9 protein-coding genes and 2 pseudogenes are annotated in these 14,925 nt (G+C 71.0%); 7 read left to right on the forward strand and 4 right to left on the reverse strand.

Annotated elements, in window-relative coordinates:
* Complete coding sequence (locus ACZ5VQ_RS44855) at positions 1-4,101, reverse strand: HAMP domain-containing protein (protein ID WP_469110032.1); 4,101 nt, start codon at positions 4,099-4,101, stop codon at positions 1-3.
* A 212-nt stretch (positions 4,102-4,313) separates the two neighbouring features.
* Between ACZ5VQ_RS44855 and ACZ5VQ_RS44860 the strand changes: the two genes are divergently transcribed.
* Together ACZ5VQ_RS44860 and hemW are read left to right on the forward strand one after the other, a co-directional pair.
* Positions 4,314-6,284, forward strand: a complete 1,971-nt coding sequence (locus ACZ5VQ_RS44860; RefSeq protein ID WP_469110033.1) for a SpoIIE family protein phosphatase — start codon at positions 4,314-4,316, stop codon at positions 6,282-6,284.
* A 92-nt stretch (positions 6,285-6,376) separates the two neighbouring features.
* Complete coding sequence (hemW, locus tag ACZ5VQ_RS44865) at positions 6,377-7,609, forward strand: radical SAM family heme chaperone HemW (RefSeq protein WP_469110034.1); 1,233 nt, start codon at positions 6,377-6,379, stop codon at positions 7,607-7,609.
* Positions 7,610-7,833: 224 nt separating this feature from the next.
* On the opposite strand, the gene ACZ5VQ_RS44870 is transcribed toward hemW, so the two are convergent.
* The 3 genes and pseudogenes from ACZ5VQ_RS44870 to ACZ5VQ_RS44880 all read right to left on the reverse strand — a co-directional run.
* Positions 7,834-8,637 (reverse strand): DUF3097 domain-containing protein, encoded by an 804-nt coding sequence (locus ACZ5VQ_RS44870; protein ID WP_362088352.1) that lies wholly within the window; start codon positions 8,635-8,637, stop codon positions 7,834-7,836.
* Positions 8,638-8,684: 47 nt separating this feature from the next.
* Positions 8,685-8,900 (reverse strand): annotated as a pseudogene (locus ACZ5VQ_RS44875) (MBL fold metallo-hydrolase); the annotation flags it as partial.
* 288 nt (positions 8,901-9,188) lie between these two features.
* A pseudogene (locus tag ACZ5VQ_RS44880) lies at positions 9,189-9,764 on the reverse strand (MBL fold metallo-hydrolase); the annotation flags it as partial.
* 238 nt (positions 9,765-10,002) lie between these two features.
* Between ACZ5VQ_RS44880 and hrcA the strand changes: the two are divergent.
* The 5 genes from hrcA to ACZ5VQ_RS44905 all read left to right on the forward strand — a co-directional run bounded on the left by hrcA (position 10,003) and on the right by ACZ5VQ_RS44905 (position 14,908).
* A complete protein-coding gene (hrcA, locus tag ACZ5VQ_RS44885; protein ID WP_361069665.1) occupies positions 10,003-11,019 on the forward strand; it encodes a heat-inducible transcriptional repressor HrcA in 1,017 nt (338 codons plus the stop codon).
* Positions 11,020-12,156, forward strand: a complete 1,137-nt coding sequence (dnaJ, locus tag ACZ5VQ_RS44890) for a molecular chaperone DnaJ (protein WP_189837901.1) — start codon at positions 11,020-11,022, stop codon at positions 12,154-12,156. It abuts the gene before it with no gap.
* Positions 12,157-12,252: 96 nt separating this feature from the next.
* Complete coding sequence (locus ACZ5VQ_RS44895; RefSeq protein WP_383956088.1) at positions 12,253-13,338, forward strand: nitronate monooxygenase; 1,086 nt, start codon at positions 12,253-12,255, stop codon at positions 13,336-13,338.
* Positions 13,335-14,081, forward strand: coding sequence for a 16S rRNA (uracil(1498)-N(3))-methyltransferase (locus ACZ5VQ_RS44900; protein ID WP_469110035.1), 747 nt, complete (start codon positions 13,335-13,337; stop codon positions 14,079-14,081). Before ACZ5VQ_RS44895 ends, ACZ5VQ_RS44900 begins: the two co-directional genes overlap by 4 nt.
* Before the next feature lie 254 nt (positions 14,082-14,335).
* A complete protein-coding gene (locus tag ACZ5VQ_RS44905) occupies positions 14,336-14,908 on the forward strand; it encodes a hypothetical protein (protein ID WP_469110036.1) in 573 nt (190 codons plus the stop codon).
* The last annotated feature ends 17 nt before the right edge of the window (positions 14,909-14,925 follow it).

Raw genomic sequence — 14,925 nt, forward strand, 5'->3', positions numbered from 1 at the left:
TCATTGGGTCGCCGGCGGGACGGTGGGCTCCTCGGGTGCGACGGGTTCGGGCGCACCGGAACCGACGGGTTCCGACGACGCGCCGGTCGCGACGGACAGGCCCTGCTCCTCGGCATCCGTGCCCTCGGGGTCCAGGAGCGCACAGACGACGGTCAGCAGCTGATCGACGTCCACCGGCTTGGGTACGTAGTCGTTCGCACCGCGCGCGATGGACTTCTCGCGGTCGCCCGGCATCGCCTTGGCGGTGAGGGCGACGATGGGAAGTCCGGCCCATCGCGGGGTGCGGCGGATGGCGGAGATGGTCTCGTAGCCGTCCATCTCCGGCATCATGATGTCCATCAGTACGAGTTGGACGTCGGGGTTGCGCTCCAGTGTCTCGATGCCCTCGCGCCCGTTCTCCGCGTACAGGACGGGCATCCCGACCCGGCCCAGTACGTGGGTGAGCGCGAAGACGTTACGGATGTCGTCGTCCACGATCAACACCCGTCGTCCCGGCAGGACTTGACCCGCCCGCCCGGACTTCCACGCCTCCAGTTTGGTGGGTGCCGGCCAGCTGTCGTCCTGGTCGTGGACGGTGTAGGGCTCCGAGGACAGCTGCTCGGGCACGGGCAGGGCGTGCTCCTCGGTGCCCGGCTCGGTCGCCGAGTGGCCGGGGCTGACGACCGGCACGTAGAGCGTGAAGGTGGAACCCCTGCCGGGCATGCTCTCGGCGATGATGCGGCCGCCCAGCAGGCCCGCGATCTCGCGGCTGATGGACAGGCCGAGGCCCGTGCCGCCGTACTTGCGGTTCGTCGTGCCGTCGGCCTGCTGGAACGCCTCGAAGATCACCGGGAGTTTCTCGGGGGCGATGCCGATGCCGGTGTCGGCGACCGCGAAGGCGATCACGTTGTCGCTCTTCTCGCGGGTGTAGCGGTGCTCGGGGTCCTTGACGCGGTTGACGCGCAGCTCGACCCGGCCCGTCGCGGTGAACTTGATCGCGTTCGAGAGCAGGTTGCGCAGGATCTGCTGGAGCCGCTGCTCGTCCGAGTACATCTCGCGCGGTACGTCCTCGCCGACCGACACCTCGAAGGCGAGCCCCCGGTCCAGCGTGAGCGGCCGGAACGTGGCGTGGACGTAGTCGAGCAGCTTGATCAGCGGCAGCTTCTTCGGGCGTACGTCCATCCGGCCGGCCTCGATCTTCGACAGGTCGAGGATGTCGTTGATCAGCTGGAGGAGGTCGGAGCCCGAGCGGTGGATCGTCGTCGCGAACTGCACCTCCTGGTCCGAGAGATGGCCGTCCGGGTTGTCGGAGAGCAGCCGGGCCAGGATCAGCAGCGAGTTGAGGGGGGTGCGCAGCTCGTGCGACATGTTCGCCAGGAACTCGGACTTGTACTGGGAGCTGGTGGCCAACAGTGCTGCCTTCTCCTCCAGTTCGGCGTTGGAGCGCTGCAACTCGGCCTGCTGCATCTGGAGTTCGTCCGAGCGTTCCTGGAGCTGCATGGCCAGGCGCTGCGACTCGCCGAGCAGGGACTCCGTACGGGAGTTGGCGATGATGGTGTTGATCGCGACGGCGATGGTGTTCACGAACTGGTCGAAGAACGCCAGGTGCACGTCGGAGAAGCGGGAGAAGGAGGCCAGCTCGATCACTCCGAGGAGCTTGTCCTCGAAGAGGATCGGGATGATGACCACGCTGGCGGGGGCCGCCTCGCCGAGCCCGCTGTTGATCTTGATGTAGTCCGGCGGGGCCTCCTCGACGAGGATCCGCTTCTTCTCGCGGGCCGCCTGCTGGACCAGACCGTGCACCGGGAGACCGCCCGTCTCGACCGTGGCGCCCTGTGCCGAGCCGTACCCGGCGATGAACGCCAGTCCCTTCGTGGGCACGGTTGTGCGCAGGGAGGCGCTCTCCTCGTCCGGGTCGGCCAGGAAGAACGCGCCGTACTGGGCGTTCACCAGCGGTGTCAGCTCGCGCAGGAGCAGGTCGGCGACCTCCATCAGGTCGCGGTGGCCCTGCATCAGCGCCGCCAGCCGGGCCAGGTTGGACTCCAGCCAGTCCTTCGCCCGGGTGGTCTCGCGGAGGTTGGACACCATCAGGTTGATGTTGTCCTTCAGCTCGGCGACCTCGCCCTGTGTCTCCACGGTGATCGAGCGGGACATGTCGCCCTGGGCCACCGCGGACGCCACCTCGGCGATCGCGCGGACCTGGGTGGTGAGGTTGGACGCCAGCTCGTTCACGTTCGTCGTCAGGCGCTTCCAGGTGCCGTACACACCCTCCACCCGCGCCTGGCCGCCGAGTTGGCCCTCGGATCCGACCTCGCGGGCCACGCGGGTGACCTCGGAGGAGAAGGAGGAGAGCGTGTCGACCATCGTGTTGATCGCCGTCTTCAGTTCCAGGATCTCGCCGCGCGCGTCGACGTCGATCTTCTTGGAGAGGTCGCCGTTGGCCACGGCCGTGGTGACCTGGGCGATGTTCCGTACCTGTGAAGTCAGGTTGTCCGCCATGTAGTTGACGTTGTCCGTCAGGTCCCGCCAGACACCGGACACACCGAGGACCTGGGCGCGGCCACCGAGCCGTCCGTCGGTGCCGACCTCGCGGGCCACCCGGGTCACCTCGTCGGCGAAGGCGCGCAGCTGCTCCACCATCGTGTTGACGGTGTCCTTCAGTTCCAGGATCTCGCCGCGCGCGTCGACCGTGATCTTCTTGCTGAGGTTGCCGTTGGCGACGGCGGTGGTGACCTGGGCGATGTTCCGCACCTGCGAAGTCAGGTTCAGGGCCATGAAGTTGACGTTGTCGGTGAGGTCCTTCCAGACCCCGGACACACCGCGCACTTGAGCCTGCCCGCCGAGGTTTCCTTCGGTGCCGACCTCGCGGGCGACGCGGGTGACCTCGTCGGCGAAGGCGGAGAGCTGGTCGACCATCGTGTTGATGGTGGACTTGAGCTCCAGGATCTCGCCCTTGGCCTCCACCGTGATCTTCTTGCCGAGGTCGCCCTGGGCCACGGCCGTGGAGACGAGCGCGATGTTGCGCACCTGCGAAGTCAGGTTGTCCGCCATGAAGTTGACGTTGTCGGTGAGGTCCTTCCAGACGCCGGACACACCCCGGACCTGCGCACGCCCGCCCAGGTTTCCTTCCGTACCCACCTCGCGGGCGACGCGGGTGACCTCGTCGGCGAAGGCGGAGAGCTGGTCGACCATCGTGTTGATCGTCGACTTGAGCTCCAGGATCTCGCCCTGCGCGTCGACCGTGATCTTCTGGCTCAGGTCGCCGTTGGCGACGGCCGTGGTGACCTGGGCGATGTTGCGCACCTGCGAAGTCAGGTTCGAGGCCATGAAGTTGACGTTGTCGGTGAGGTCCTTCCAGACCCCGGACACGCCGCGCACCTGGGCCCGGCCGCCCAACTGGCCCTCCGTACCCACTTCGCGGGCCACCCGCGTGACCTCGTCGGCGAAGGCGGAGAGCTGGTCGACCATCGTGTTCACGGTCAGCTTCAGTTCGAGCAGCTCACCGGTCGCCTCGACCGTCACCGTGCGGGTCAGGTCTCCGCGCGCCACCGCCGTGGTGACCAGGGCGATGTCACGGACCTGGGCGGTCAGCCGGGACGCCATCGTGTTGACGGCCTCGGTCACGTCCCGCCAACTGCCCGACAGGCCCGTCACCTTGGCGCGACCACCCAGCCGCCCCTCCGTGCCGACCTCGCGGGCCACCCGGGTCACTTCGCCGGTGAAGAGGGACAGCTGATCGACCATCCTGTTGACCGTCCGGCCCAACCGGCGCAGATCGCCCCGCAGTTGACGGTTTCCGTCGTGCAGGTCGACGCGCTGGGTCAGGTCGCCGCCCGCCACCGCGTCGAGCACACGTGTCGCGTTGGCGGCCGGTGCCACCAGCGCGTCCAACAGCTGGTTCACGTCGTTGACCCGGGTCGTCCAGTGGCCCTGGCCCGGGCTCGCGGAGAGCCGCTCGTCGAGCCTGCCGTGACGTACGAGCTCCCGGCGGACGCGCTGCACCTCGGAGTTGAAGTGCAGGCTGCGGTCCAGGATCTGGTTGAACACGGTGACCAGCTCGGCCACCAGCCCGTGGCCGGATTCGGGCACCTTGCTGAAGTCGCCGTCTCGGGCGGCGGTCATGGCGGCGAGCAGGGGACGCAGGTCTGATGCCCGAATCTGTCCGTCTTCGAGCACATGCGTAGCACTGTTCTCACTCATGGTGGCCCAACTTCGGTAACTCGGCGCTTATGGGCGTGGTCAGTCTGTCACTCTGTCCGCATCGCCTGAGGCGTATTCGTCCGAACTGCTCCGGGAGCCGCACAGTGGGGCCCATACCGACGCAACGGGAGTCCATGTCCCGTGCTTCTGAGGCGCCAGAGCGCCTGCGGGCGGTGGCACGTACGTCCTTACCGGGCAACCCTCTCGCGCCGGGCGCCGCCCGTCGGTTCGTCCGCACAGCGCTCGCCGAATGGACCGAACTCGCCCTGCCAGGTGCCGAGTTCATCACCGACCTGCTCGTCGCCGACGCCATGGTGGTGGTCAGCGAACTCGTCACGAACGCGGTGGTGCACGCCGGCACGGACGTGGAGCTGCTGTGCCGGCTCGGCCGCTGCTCGGAGGACTGCCCGGCGGCCGCCGAAACCGCACGAGCGGCCACCTCGCACGAGGGTTCGGGCGACGGTTCGGGCCATGACTCCGAGGCGGGGCCCGGTCCCGATTCCGGCGTCCTCGTCATTGAGGTGTCCGACCACCACCCCGCGCGCGTGGTGCGCGACGACGGGGCCGAGCGGCCGTACGACACCGTCGAGTACGGCCGGGGCCTGCGCCTCGTCTCCGCGCTCTCCGACGCCTGGGGCATCACCTACCGCACCGGCGTCAAGACCGTGTGGGCAGGCCTGCCCGTCGACGGGACCGCGATCGTCGAGGAGGAGGCGGAGGCGTACGACGGCGAACACGCGCTGCGGCGCGGGCAGCGGGCCGCCGAGATCCTCGCCCCCGCACCGCGGCGCGGAACGCAGGACCAGGACTGGCGCAGCCGCGGCGTCCTCTCCTTCCTCGCCGAGGCCTCCGACCTGCTCGCCGGGCAGCTCGACGAGGACCTGGTCGCCGCGCTCACCGGGCAGCTGCTCGTCCCGCGGCTCGCCGACTGGTGCGCGGTGTGGCTGGAGGACGAGGCCCCGGGCCGCTCCGACGGGGGTGTCGTCGGCGGGCCACGGCTCGCCCGCGTCTGGCACGGCAGCGAGAACCGCATCGAGGAACTGCGCCGGCTCCTGGAGAAGGACCCGCCCGAGCTGCCCGAGTCGGACCGCGCCGGGCCCGTGCCCGTCCCGTGGCCCGCCGAGGCGCTCGGAGCGCGGGCGACCGGCGGATCGGCACTCGCGTTCCGGCTGATCGCGGGCGGCAGACCGCTCGGCACGCTGGTCATCGGCCGGGCCGGGCAGACCCGCTTCCCCGACGAGATCACGGGGCTCGTCGAGGACCTCAGCCGCCGCGTCGCGCTCGCCATCGGCGCGGCCCGGCAGTACGCACGCCAGGCCACCATCAGCCGCGTGCTGCAGCGCGGACTGCTGCCCGGGGCGGTCGCCGAGATCCCCGGCGTACGCAGCGCACTCGTCTACGAGCCGTGCGACAAGGGCGGACCCAGCGGGGACTTCTACGATCTCTTCCCCGCCGGGGACGGCCGCTGGTGCTTCGCCCTCGGCGACGTACAGGGCAAGGGGCCCGAGGCGGCCGTGGTGATCGGTCTCGCCCGGCCGTGGCTGCGGCTCCTCGCCCGGGAGGGGTACGAGGTGCCCGACGTCCTCGACCGCCTCAACCAGCTGCTCCTCGACGACGCGACCGAGGCGTCCGACGCGGCCGCCCGGGCCCTGGTGTCCGCGGGCGGCACCGGGCTCGCGGACGAGGGGCCGCAGACCCGCTTCCTCTCCCTCCTCTACGGCGAGCTGGTGCCCTTCGACGGCGGAGTGCACTGCACGGTCGCCTCCGCCGGACACCCTTTGCCTTTGCTGTTGCAACCGTCCGGGGAGGTCGGTGAGGTGGCCCAGCCACAGACCCTCCTCGGCGTCTTCGAGGACGCCGGCTACCTCTGCGGGACCTTCGAGCTGCGCCCGGGCGACAGCCTCCTGTGCGTCACGGACGGCGTGACCGAGCGCCGCAGCGGGCACCGGCAGTTCGACGACGACGACGGCCTCGCCGCCGCGCTCGCCGGGTGCGCGGGCCTGAGCGCCGAGCTGATCGCCGAGCGGATCCGCCGCCTGGTCCACGAGTTCGGCGGCAAGCCGCCGGAGGACGACCTGGCGCTGCTGGTGCTGCAGGCGGAGTAGAGGGAGTGGGCGGAGCGGGCGGAGCGGGCGGTCCGGAGGGGGTCGGGCGAGGGCCGGGTGGGGAGTGCTGAAAGTGCTGGACAATGGAGTACATGCCTTCCGCACTTCCCGACGGCGAGCCCGTCCCCGACGACGGGGTGCTGCCCGCGCACGCCCTGGCCGGCGCGGCCGACCGTCCGCTCGGGTTCTACCTCCACGTCCCGTACTGCGCGACGCGCTGCGGCTACTGCGACTTCAACACGTACACGGCGACGGAGCTGCGCGGCTCGGGGGGCGTGCTCGCCTCCCGCGACAACTACGCCTCGACCCTGATCGACGAGATCCGCCTGGCCCGCAAGGTCCTCGGCGACGACCCGCGGCCCGTCCGCACGGTCTTCGTCGGCGGCGGTACGCCCACACTGCTGCCCGCCGACGATCTCGTACGGATGCTGGGGGCGATCCGGGACGAGTTCGGGCTCGCGGCGGACGCGGAGATCACGACGGAGGCGAACCCGGAGTCGGTGGACCCTGCCTATCTGGCCGCGCTCCGGGAGGGCGGGTTCAACCGCGTCTCGTTCGGTATGCAGAGCGCGCGGCAGCACGTGCTCAAGGTCCTGGACCGCACCCACACCCCCGGCCGGCCCGAGGCCTGTGTCGCCGAGGCCCGTGCGGCCGGGTTCGACCACGTCAACCTCGACCTCATCTACGGCACGCCCGGTGAGAGCGACGACGACTGGCGGGCCTCGCTCGACGCGGCGATCGGTGCCGGGCCCGACCATGTGTCCGCCTACGCCCTGATCGTCGAGGAGGGGACACAGCTCGCGCGGCGCATCCGGCGCGGGGAGGTGCCCATGACCGACGACGACGTGCACGCGGACCGGTACCTCATCGCGGAGGACCGCCTCTCCGCGGCGGGCTTCTCCTGGTACGAGGTCTCCAACTGGGCCACGTCCGACGCCGGGCGTTGCCTTCACAACGAGCTGTACTGGCGGGGGGCCGACTGGTGGGGGGCGGGGCCCGGGGCGCACTCCCATGTGGGGGGTGTTCGCTGGTGGAACGTAAAGCATCCCGGGGCGTATGCGGGGGCCCTGGCGGCGGGGCGGTCGCCCGGGGCGGGGCGGGAGCTCCTGTCCGAGGAGGACCGGCGGGTGGAGCGGATTCTGCTGGAGCTGCGGCTCCTTGAGGGGGTTCCGCTGGGGCTGCTCCACGCGGACGGGCTTGCGGCGTCCCGTCGTGCCCTCGCGGACGGTCTCCTCCAGGCCGGGCCGTACGAGTCCGGGAGCGCGGTGCTCACCCTGCGGGGGCGGTTGCTCGCCGACGGGGTGGTGCGCGACCTGGTGGACTGAGAGCCCTTTTCTCGCCCCCGCCGCCCCTACCCATTCCCGTCCCTTACTCGGGGGCTCCGCCCCCGAACCCCCGCTCCTCAAACGCCGGAGAGGCTGATCTTTAGCCCGTCCGGCGTTTGAGGACGAGGCCGTTCAGGCCGATAGGGGGGTCTGGGGGCGCAGCCCCCAGGGATGGGACGGGTAGGGGCGGCGGGGGCGAGGAAAAGCTCCATGGCGCCGCGTGCTCACTCCGGTGCCGTGACGAAGTCGATCAGTTCTTCCACGCGGCCCAGTAGTTCCGGCTCCAGGTCTCGGTAGGAGTGGACCGAGCCGAGGATGCGCTGCCACGCGGCACCCGTGTTGTCGGGCCAGCCCAGGGCGCGGCAGACCCCCGTCTTCCAGTCCTGCCCGCGCGGCACACGGGGCCACCCGGGAATGCCGACGGCCGCCGGCTTCACGGCCTCCCAGACGTCGATGTACGGATGCCCCACGACAAGCGCGTACTCGCTCGTCACGGCCTCCGCGATCCGCGACTCCTTCGTGCCGGGGACGAGGTGGTCGACCAGCACCCCCAGCCGCGCATCCGCCCCGGGACCGAACTCGTCGACGATGGCGGGCAGATCGTCGATGCCCTCCAGGTACTCGACGACGACACCCTCGATCCGGAGGTCGTCACCCCACACCCGTTCGACCAGTTCCGCGTCGTGCCGCCCCTCGACGTAGATGCGCCCCGCCCGGGCGACCCGGGCCCGAGCCCCGGGCACGGCAACCGAACCGGAAGCCGTACGAGTGGGGCGTACGGGGGCGGACGACGGGCGCACCAGCGTCACCACACGCCCCTCCAGCAGGAACCCCCGGGGCTCCAGCGGAAACACCCGGTGCTTGCCGAAGCGGTCCTCCAGCGTGACCGTCCCCGCCTCGCAACGGATCACGGCACCGCAGAACCCGGTCCCGGGCTCCTCGACCACGAGCCCCGGCTCCGCCGCCACCTCGGGCACGGCCTTGGGCTTCTTCCACGGAGGGGTCAGGTCCGCTGAGTACTGGCGCATTCGGATGACGATAGGAGAAGGTCCCCGTCCGGCGCACCGAGCCCCCCCTACGACACGCCGAAACGCTGTGCCAGCGCGTCCCGTTGGGCCCGTACGAACCCGGCGTCGACCGCCGCCCCGTGGCCGGGCACGTACACCGCGTCCTCGCCCCCGAGGTCCAGCAGCCGGTCCAGGGCCGCGGGCCAGCGGGAGGGGACGGCGTCCGGGCCCGCCTGGGGTTCGCCGGACTCCTCGACGAGGTCACCACAGAAGACGACCTCCGGCAAGCCTGTCCAGGGGCGGCTGGGCCCGCCGAGACTGCCGGAGCCGCCGCCGCCGGAGCCGCCGGAGCCGCGGGAGCCGCGGGAGCCGCGGGAGCCGCGGGAGCCGCGGGAGCCGCGGGAGCCGCGGGAGCCGCGGGAGCCGCGGGAGCCGCGGGAGCCGTCGGGACCGCCGGGACTGCCGGAGCCGCCGGAGCCGCCGGGACCGCCAGGGCCGCGGGAGCCGCCAGGATCGCCGGAGCCGCCGGAGCCGCCAGGGCCGCGGGAGCCGCCGGGACCGCCGGGACCGTCGAGGCTGTCGGGACCGCCGGGACCGACGGAGTTGTCGAGGCTGTCCGAGCCGCCGGGGGCTCCAGGGCTTCCAGGGATGAGAACCGCCAGGTCGTGGGCCGTGTGGCCGGGGCCGATGTTCGCCAGCAGGACCTGTACGCCGCCGCCCAGGTCGAGCGTCCACTCGCCGGAGACGAGGTGCCGGGGGCGGACGAGGAGGTCCGCCGCCTCGGCCGCCTCGTCCGGATCGGCGCCGTTGCGCACGGCGTCCGCCAGCAGCTCGTCCCGTCCGTCGACGAGCACCCGCTCAAGGCCCACCGCCCCGAAGACCTCGACACCCGAGAACGCCGCCGCGCCGAAAACATGGTCGAAATGCGGGTGGGTGAGCGCGAGATGGGTGACCCGCCCGCCCCCGAGCAACCGCCGCGCCTCCGTACGCAGCCGCGCGCCCTCCCGCAGCCCCGACCCCGCGTCGATCATGAGCGCCGCACCCTCGCCCACCACGAGCCCGACCGTGCAGTCCCACCCCGGAAGCCGACAGCGCCCCACACGCGGCCCCAGTTCCTCCCACCCGGCCTCTTCCCAAGTCACCCTCATACGCCGACGCTAGCCCTACGCCCCATGAAGTGCGCAGACAGTAGTCGGGACAGAGCAGGACAGCCCCGTACACGTCGTCGTGACATCGCAGGGCTGCCTTGCCCGGGTCGTGCCTACCGGCCGTACACTTGGCCCGGGGATGCTGGCACTCGCGCGGGCTGAGTGCCAGGCAAGGCGATCGAGGATGATCGAGGACCGCATCGAAGACCGCGGGGAAGACCAGCTGGAGGTGTGCGCGATGCTCAGTGAACGCAGGCTCGAAGTGCTGCGCGCCATCGTCCAGGACTACGTGGGCACCGAGGAGCCGGTCGGTTCCAAGGCGCTCACGGAGCGCCACCGGTTGGGCGTCTCCCCGGCGACCGTCCGTAACGACATGGCGGTCCTTGAGGACGAGGGCTACATCGCCCAGCCGCACACCAGCGCCGGCCGCATCCCCACGGACAAGGGCTACCGCCTCTTCGTCGACAGGCTCGCGGGCGTCAAGCCGATGACCGCGCCGGAGCGACGGGCGATCCACAGCTTCCTCGACAACGCCGTCGACCTCGACGACGTCGTGGGGCGGACCGTCCGGCTCCTCGCGCAGCTCACCCGGCAGGTCGCCGTCGTGCAGTACCCGTCGCTGACCCGCTCGACCGTGCGTCATGTGGAGCTGCTGGCGCTGGCCCCGGCCCGCGTCATGCTCGTACTGATCACGGACACCGGCCGGGTCGAGCAGCGCATGGTGGACTGCCCGGCGCCCTTCGGGGAGGCCTCCGTGGCGGATCTACGCGCGCGGCTCAACAGCCGGATCGCGGGCCGCCGTTTCGCGGACGTCCCGCAGCTGGTGCAGGATCTCCCCGACGCCTTCGAGTCGGACGACCGGGGTACGGTCGCGACCGTGCTCTCCACCCTCATGGAGACCCTCGTCGAGGAGACCGAGGAGCGGCTGATGATCGGCGGCACCGCCAATCTCACCCGCTTCGGACATGACTTTCCCCTCACCATCCGTCCGGTTCTGGAGGCCCTTGAGGAGCAGGTCGTTCTCCTCAAACTCCTTGGTGAGGTCAATGATTCGGGCATGGCCGTACGGATCGGTCACGAGAACGCCCATGAGGGACTCAACTCCACGTCCGTCGTCTCCGTCGGCTACGGTTCGGGCGTCGAGGCAGTAGCGAAACTTGGCGTGGTCGGACCGACGCGCATGGATTACCCCGGAACGATGGGAGCGGTACGAGCGGTGGCACGGTACGTAGGACAGATCCTGGCGGAGTCGTAAGTGGCCACGGACTACTACGCCGTACTCGGCGTGCGCCGCGACGCGTCCCAGGACGAGATCAAGAAGGCATTCCGGCGGCTCGCACGCGAGCTGCACCCGGACGTCAATCCCGATCCGAAGACGCAAGAGCGCTTCAAGGAGATCAACGCCGCTTACGAGGTGTTGTCGGACCCGCAGAAGAAGCAGGTCTACGACCTCGGCGGTGACCCGCTGTCCCAGGCGGGCGGCCAGGGCGCGGGCGGCTTCGGCGCCGGCGGGTTCGGGAACTTCTCGGACATCATGGACGCCTTCTTCGGTACGGCGTCGCAGCGGGGCCCCCGGTCGCGCACACGGCGCGGCCAGGACGCGATGATCCGGCTGGAGATCGACCTCGACGAGGCGGCCTTCGGTACGACGAAGGACATCCAGGTCGACACGGCCGTCGTGTGTACGACATGCAGTGGCGAGGGCGCCGCGCCCGGTACCTCCGCGCAGACCTGTGACATGTGCCGCGGGCGCGGCGAGGTGTCCCAGGTCACGCGGTCCTTCCTGGGCCAGGTCATGACGTCCAGGCCGTGTCCGCAGTGCCAGGGGTTCGGGACGGTCGTTCCGACGCCGTGCCCCGAGTGCGCCGGTGACGGGCGGGTCCGCTCGCGTCGGACCCTGACCGTGAAGATTCCCGCCGGTGTCGACAACGGCACGCGGATCCAGCTCGCGGGCGAGGGTGAGGTCGGACCCGGTGGCGGTCCCGCCGGTGACCTGTACGTCGAGATCCACGAGGTCGCGCACTCCACCTTCCAGCGGCGCGGCGACGACCTGCACTGCACGGTCACCATCCCGATGACCGCGGCCTCTCTCGGCACCAAGGTGCCGCTGGAGACGCTCGACGGGATGGAGGAGGTCGACATCCGCCCGGGCACGCAGTCGGGGCAGTCGATTCCGTTGCACGGGCGGGGGATCACCCACCTTCGCGGTGGCGGGCGTGGTGATCTCATCGTGCATGTCGAGGTCATGACGCCGACCAAGCTTGATCCCGAGCAGGAACGGCTGCTGCGCGAACTCGCGCAGCTTCGGGGGGAGGAGCGGCCCACGGGTCAGTTTCAACCCGGGCAGCAGGGGCTGTTCTCCAGGCTGAAGGACGCGTTCAACGGTCGCTGAGGGTTTTTTCCTCGGCCCCGCCGGGTGATTCCCGTGGCTTATGCCCGGGGGAAGGCCGGATTCGGACTTGTACGGAGGACGTGACAACATGCCGTCATGTCCTCCGCGCTGACCGATCTCTTCCCACTCCCGATCGTGCAGGCCCCCATGGCGGGCGGCGTCTCCGTGCCGCAGCTCGCAGCGGCCGTGTCCGAGGCCGGGGGGCTCGGTTTCCTCGCCGCCGGCTACAAAACGGCCGACGGCATGTACCAGGAGATCAAGCAGTTGCGGGGCGCCACGAGCCGCCCGTTCGGCGTGAACCTGTTCATGCCGCAGCCCGAGTACGCCGACCCGGCCGCGGTCGAGGTCTACGCCCACCAGCTCGCCGGCGAGGCCTCCTGGTACGAGACCGAACTGGGCGACCCCGACAGCGGACGCGACGACGGATACGACGCCAAGCTCGCCGTACTCCTCGACAACCCGGTGCCGGTCGTCTCCTTCCACTTCGGCTGCCCCACGCGTGACGTCCTGGACTCGCTGAGCCGGGCCGGCACGCTGACCCTGGTCACGGCGACCACCGCCGAGGAGGCGCAGGCCGTGCAGTGGGCGGGCGCCGACGCCGTGATCGTGCAGGGCGTCGAGGCCGGCGGCCACCAGGGCACCCACCGCGACAACCCGGAGACCGACGGCTCCGGCATAGGACTGCTCTCGCTGATCGCGCAGGTCCGCGAGACCGTGCAGATCCCGATCGTCGCCGCCGGCGGCATCATGCGCGGCAGCCAGATCGCCGCCGCGCTCGCCGCGGGAGCGAGCGCCGCCCAGCTCGGCACGGCGTTCCTCGCCACCCCCGAGTCCGGCGCCAACGCCGTGCACAAGCAGGCACTGACCAACCCCCTCTTCGTACGTACGCAGTTGACGCGCGCCTTCTCCGGCAGGCCCGCGCGCGGTCTGATGAACCGCTTCATGCGCGAGCACGGGCCGTACGCGCCCGCCGCCTACCCGGATGTCCACCACCTCACCTCCGCGCTCCGCAAGGCGGCGGCCAAGGCGGGGGACGCGCAGGGGATGGCGCTGTGGGCGGGACAGGGCCACCGGCTCGCGCGCGAGCTGCCCGCCGGGCAGCTGGTCGAGGTGCTCACGGCCGAACTCGCCGCCGCCAAGACAGCGTTGTCTTCCAACTCGGGCGGGGGCCCGGTCCGTTGACCGCGCCGGTGTTCGTGGTGGACGTGGTGCCGGGCGGGCCCGAGTTCGTTCTCGACGGCCCCGAGGGGCGGCACGCCGTGTCCGTGAAGCGGCTGCGGGCGGGCGAGGACGTCGTCCTCACCGACGGGCTCGGGCGCTGGGCCGAGGGCGTCGTCAAGGCGGCCGAGGGCAAGGACCGGCTCGTGGTCACGGATATCGCCGAGGTGCGTGAGGAGCCCGAGCCGGCGCTCCGTATCACCGTCGTCCAGGCGCTGCCCAAGGGCGACCGCGGTGAACTCGCCGTCGAGACCATGACGGAGACCGGTGTCGACGAGATCGTCCCGTGGGCCGCGTCCCGCTGCATCACGCAGTGGAAGGGCGAGCGGGGGCTCAAGGCGCTCGGGAAGTGGCGGGCCACCGCGCGTGAGGCGGGCAAGCAGTCGCGACGGGTGCGGTTCCCTCGGGTCGCGGACGCGATGACGACCAAGCAGGTTGCCGCGTTTCTCGCCGAAGCGGACCTCGGGGTGGTGTTGCACGAGGACCGGGCGTACGGGAGTGAGCCGCTGGCTTCCGCCGAACTCCCCTCCTCCGGGCGGATCGTGCTCGTCGTCGGCCCCGAAGGCGGCGTGTCCCCCGAGGAGTTGGCGGCCTTCACCCAGGCCGGCGCGAAGACCTGCCGACTGGGCCGCACCGTCCTGCGCACCTCCACCGCGGGCACGGCCGCGACGGCCCTGCTACTGACCCGCACGGGCCGCTGGTCCTGACGAACGGTTCCTCGCCCCCGCCGCCCCTACCCGTCCCGTCCCTGGGGGCTCCGCCCCCAGACCCCCGTATCGCGCTGAACGCGCTCGTCCTCAAACGCCGGACGGGCTAATAGTCAGCCCCTCCGGCGTTTGAGGAGCGGGGGTTCGGGGGCGGAGCCCCTGAAAAGTGACGGGAACGGGTAGGGGCGGCGGGGGCGGAATCGTGGCAGTATGCGGTCTATCCGGGTTCGCTCGGGGGTGGCACGCTGCCGTCTATGGGGGCATTGAGGCGTATACGGCGTCGTACGGGCGGGCGGCGGGGGCCGGTCGTGGCCGGGCTCGCCGTCGTGGCCGTGTTCGGTGTGGTGGCGTGTGAACCCGGTGATGGAATCAGCGCCGCGGCGGTGGCGATCACGACCGACCAGACAGGAACCCGCGAGCTGGAGAAGCAGGGCGTCGACGTCCAGTGGCTGAGTTGTACCGCCTCGTACGGGGACAAGGGGGCGACCGCCGGGAGTTCGCCCAGCGCGCGGAGTGTCGCGACCGTCGACTGTGTCGGGGAGGAGAAGGACGGGCGGGAGATCACCATCAAGGGAAAGGTGACGCAGGAGATCAACGGGACCTGCGTACGGGGCGACCTGACCGCCAGGGTGGGCGGCAAGGAGTGGTTCCGGGTGGACGTGCTCGGGAACTGCAGGGCGGGTACGCCGAGCACCGTCAACCCATGGACACCGCCCGTCGACCACAGGACCACCCCGCCGCCCGAGCGGCCCGGGGCGACCATCACCGTCACCAGGACCGTCACCGAGTACCCGCACCCCACCTGCTCGTGCTTCCAGGGCAAGTGATCGAAAGCTCTGGTCGA

This window comes from Streptomyces sp. NPDC033178 (assembly GCF_055577685.1).

What these genes read in the sequence shown, in the direction of transcription:
- ACZ5VQ_RS44855 (WP_469110032.1), bottom strand. Translation starts at nt 4,101, where the DNA reads ATGACCGCCGCCCGAGACGGCGACTTCAGCAAGGTGCCCGAATCCGGC.
- ACZ5VQ_RS44860 (WP_469110033.1), top strand. Translation starts at nt 4,314, where the DNA reads ATGTCCCGTGCTTCTGAGGCGCCAGAGCGCCTGCGGGCGGTGGCACGT.
- hemW (WP_469110034.1), top strand. Translation starts at nt 6,377, where the DNA reads ATGCCTTCCGCACTTCCCGACGGCGAGCCCGTCCCCGACGACGGGGTG.
- ACZ5VQ_RS44870 (WP_362088352.1), bottom strand. Translation starts at nt 8,637, where the DNA reads ATGCGCCAGTACTCAGCGGACCTGACCCCTCCGTGGAAGAAGCCCAAG.
- hrcA (WP_361069665.1), top strand. Translation starts at nt 10,003, where the DNA reads ATGCTCAGTGAACGCAGGCTCGAAGTGCTGCGCGCCATCGTCCAGGAC.
- ACZ5VQ_RS44895 (WP_383956088.1), top strand. Translation starts at nt 12,253, where the DNA reads ATGTCCTCCGCGCTGACCGATCTCTTCCCACTCCCGATCGTGCAGGCC.
- ACZ5VQ_RS44905 (WP_469110036.1), top strand. Translation starts at nt 14,336, where the DNA reads ATGGGGGCATTGAGGCGTATACGGCGTCGTACGGGCGGGCGGCGGGGG.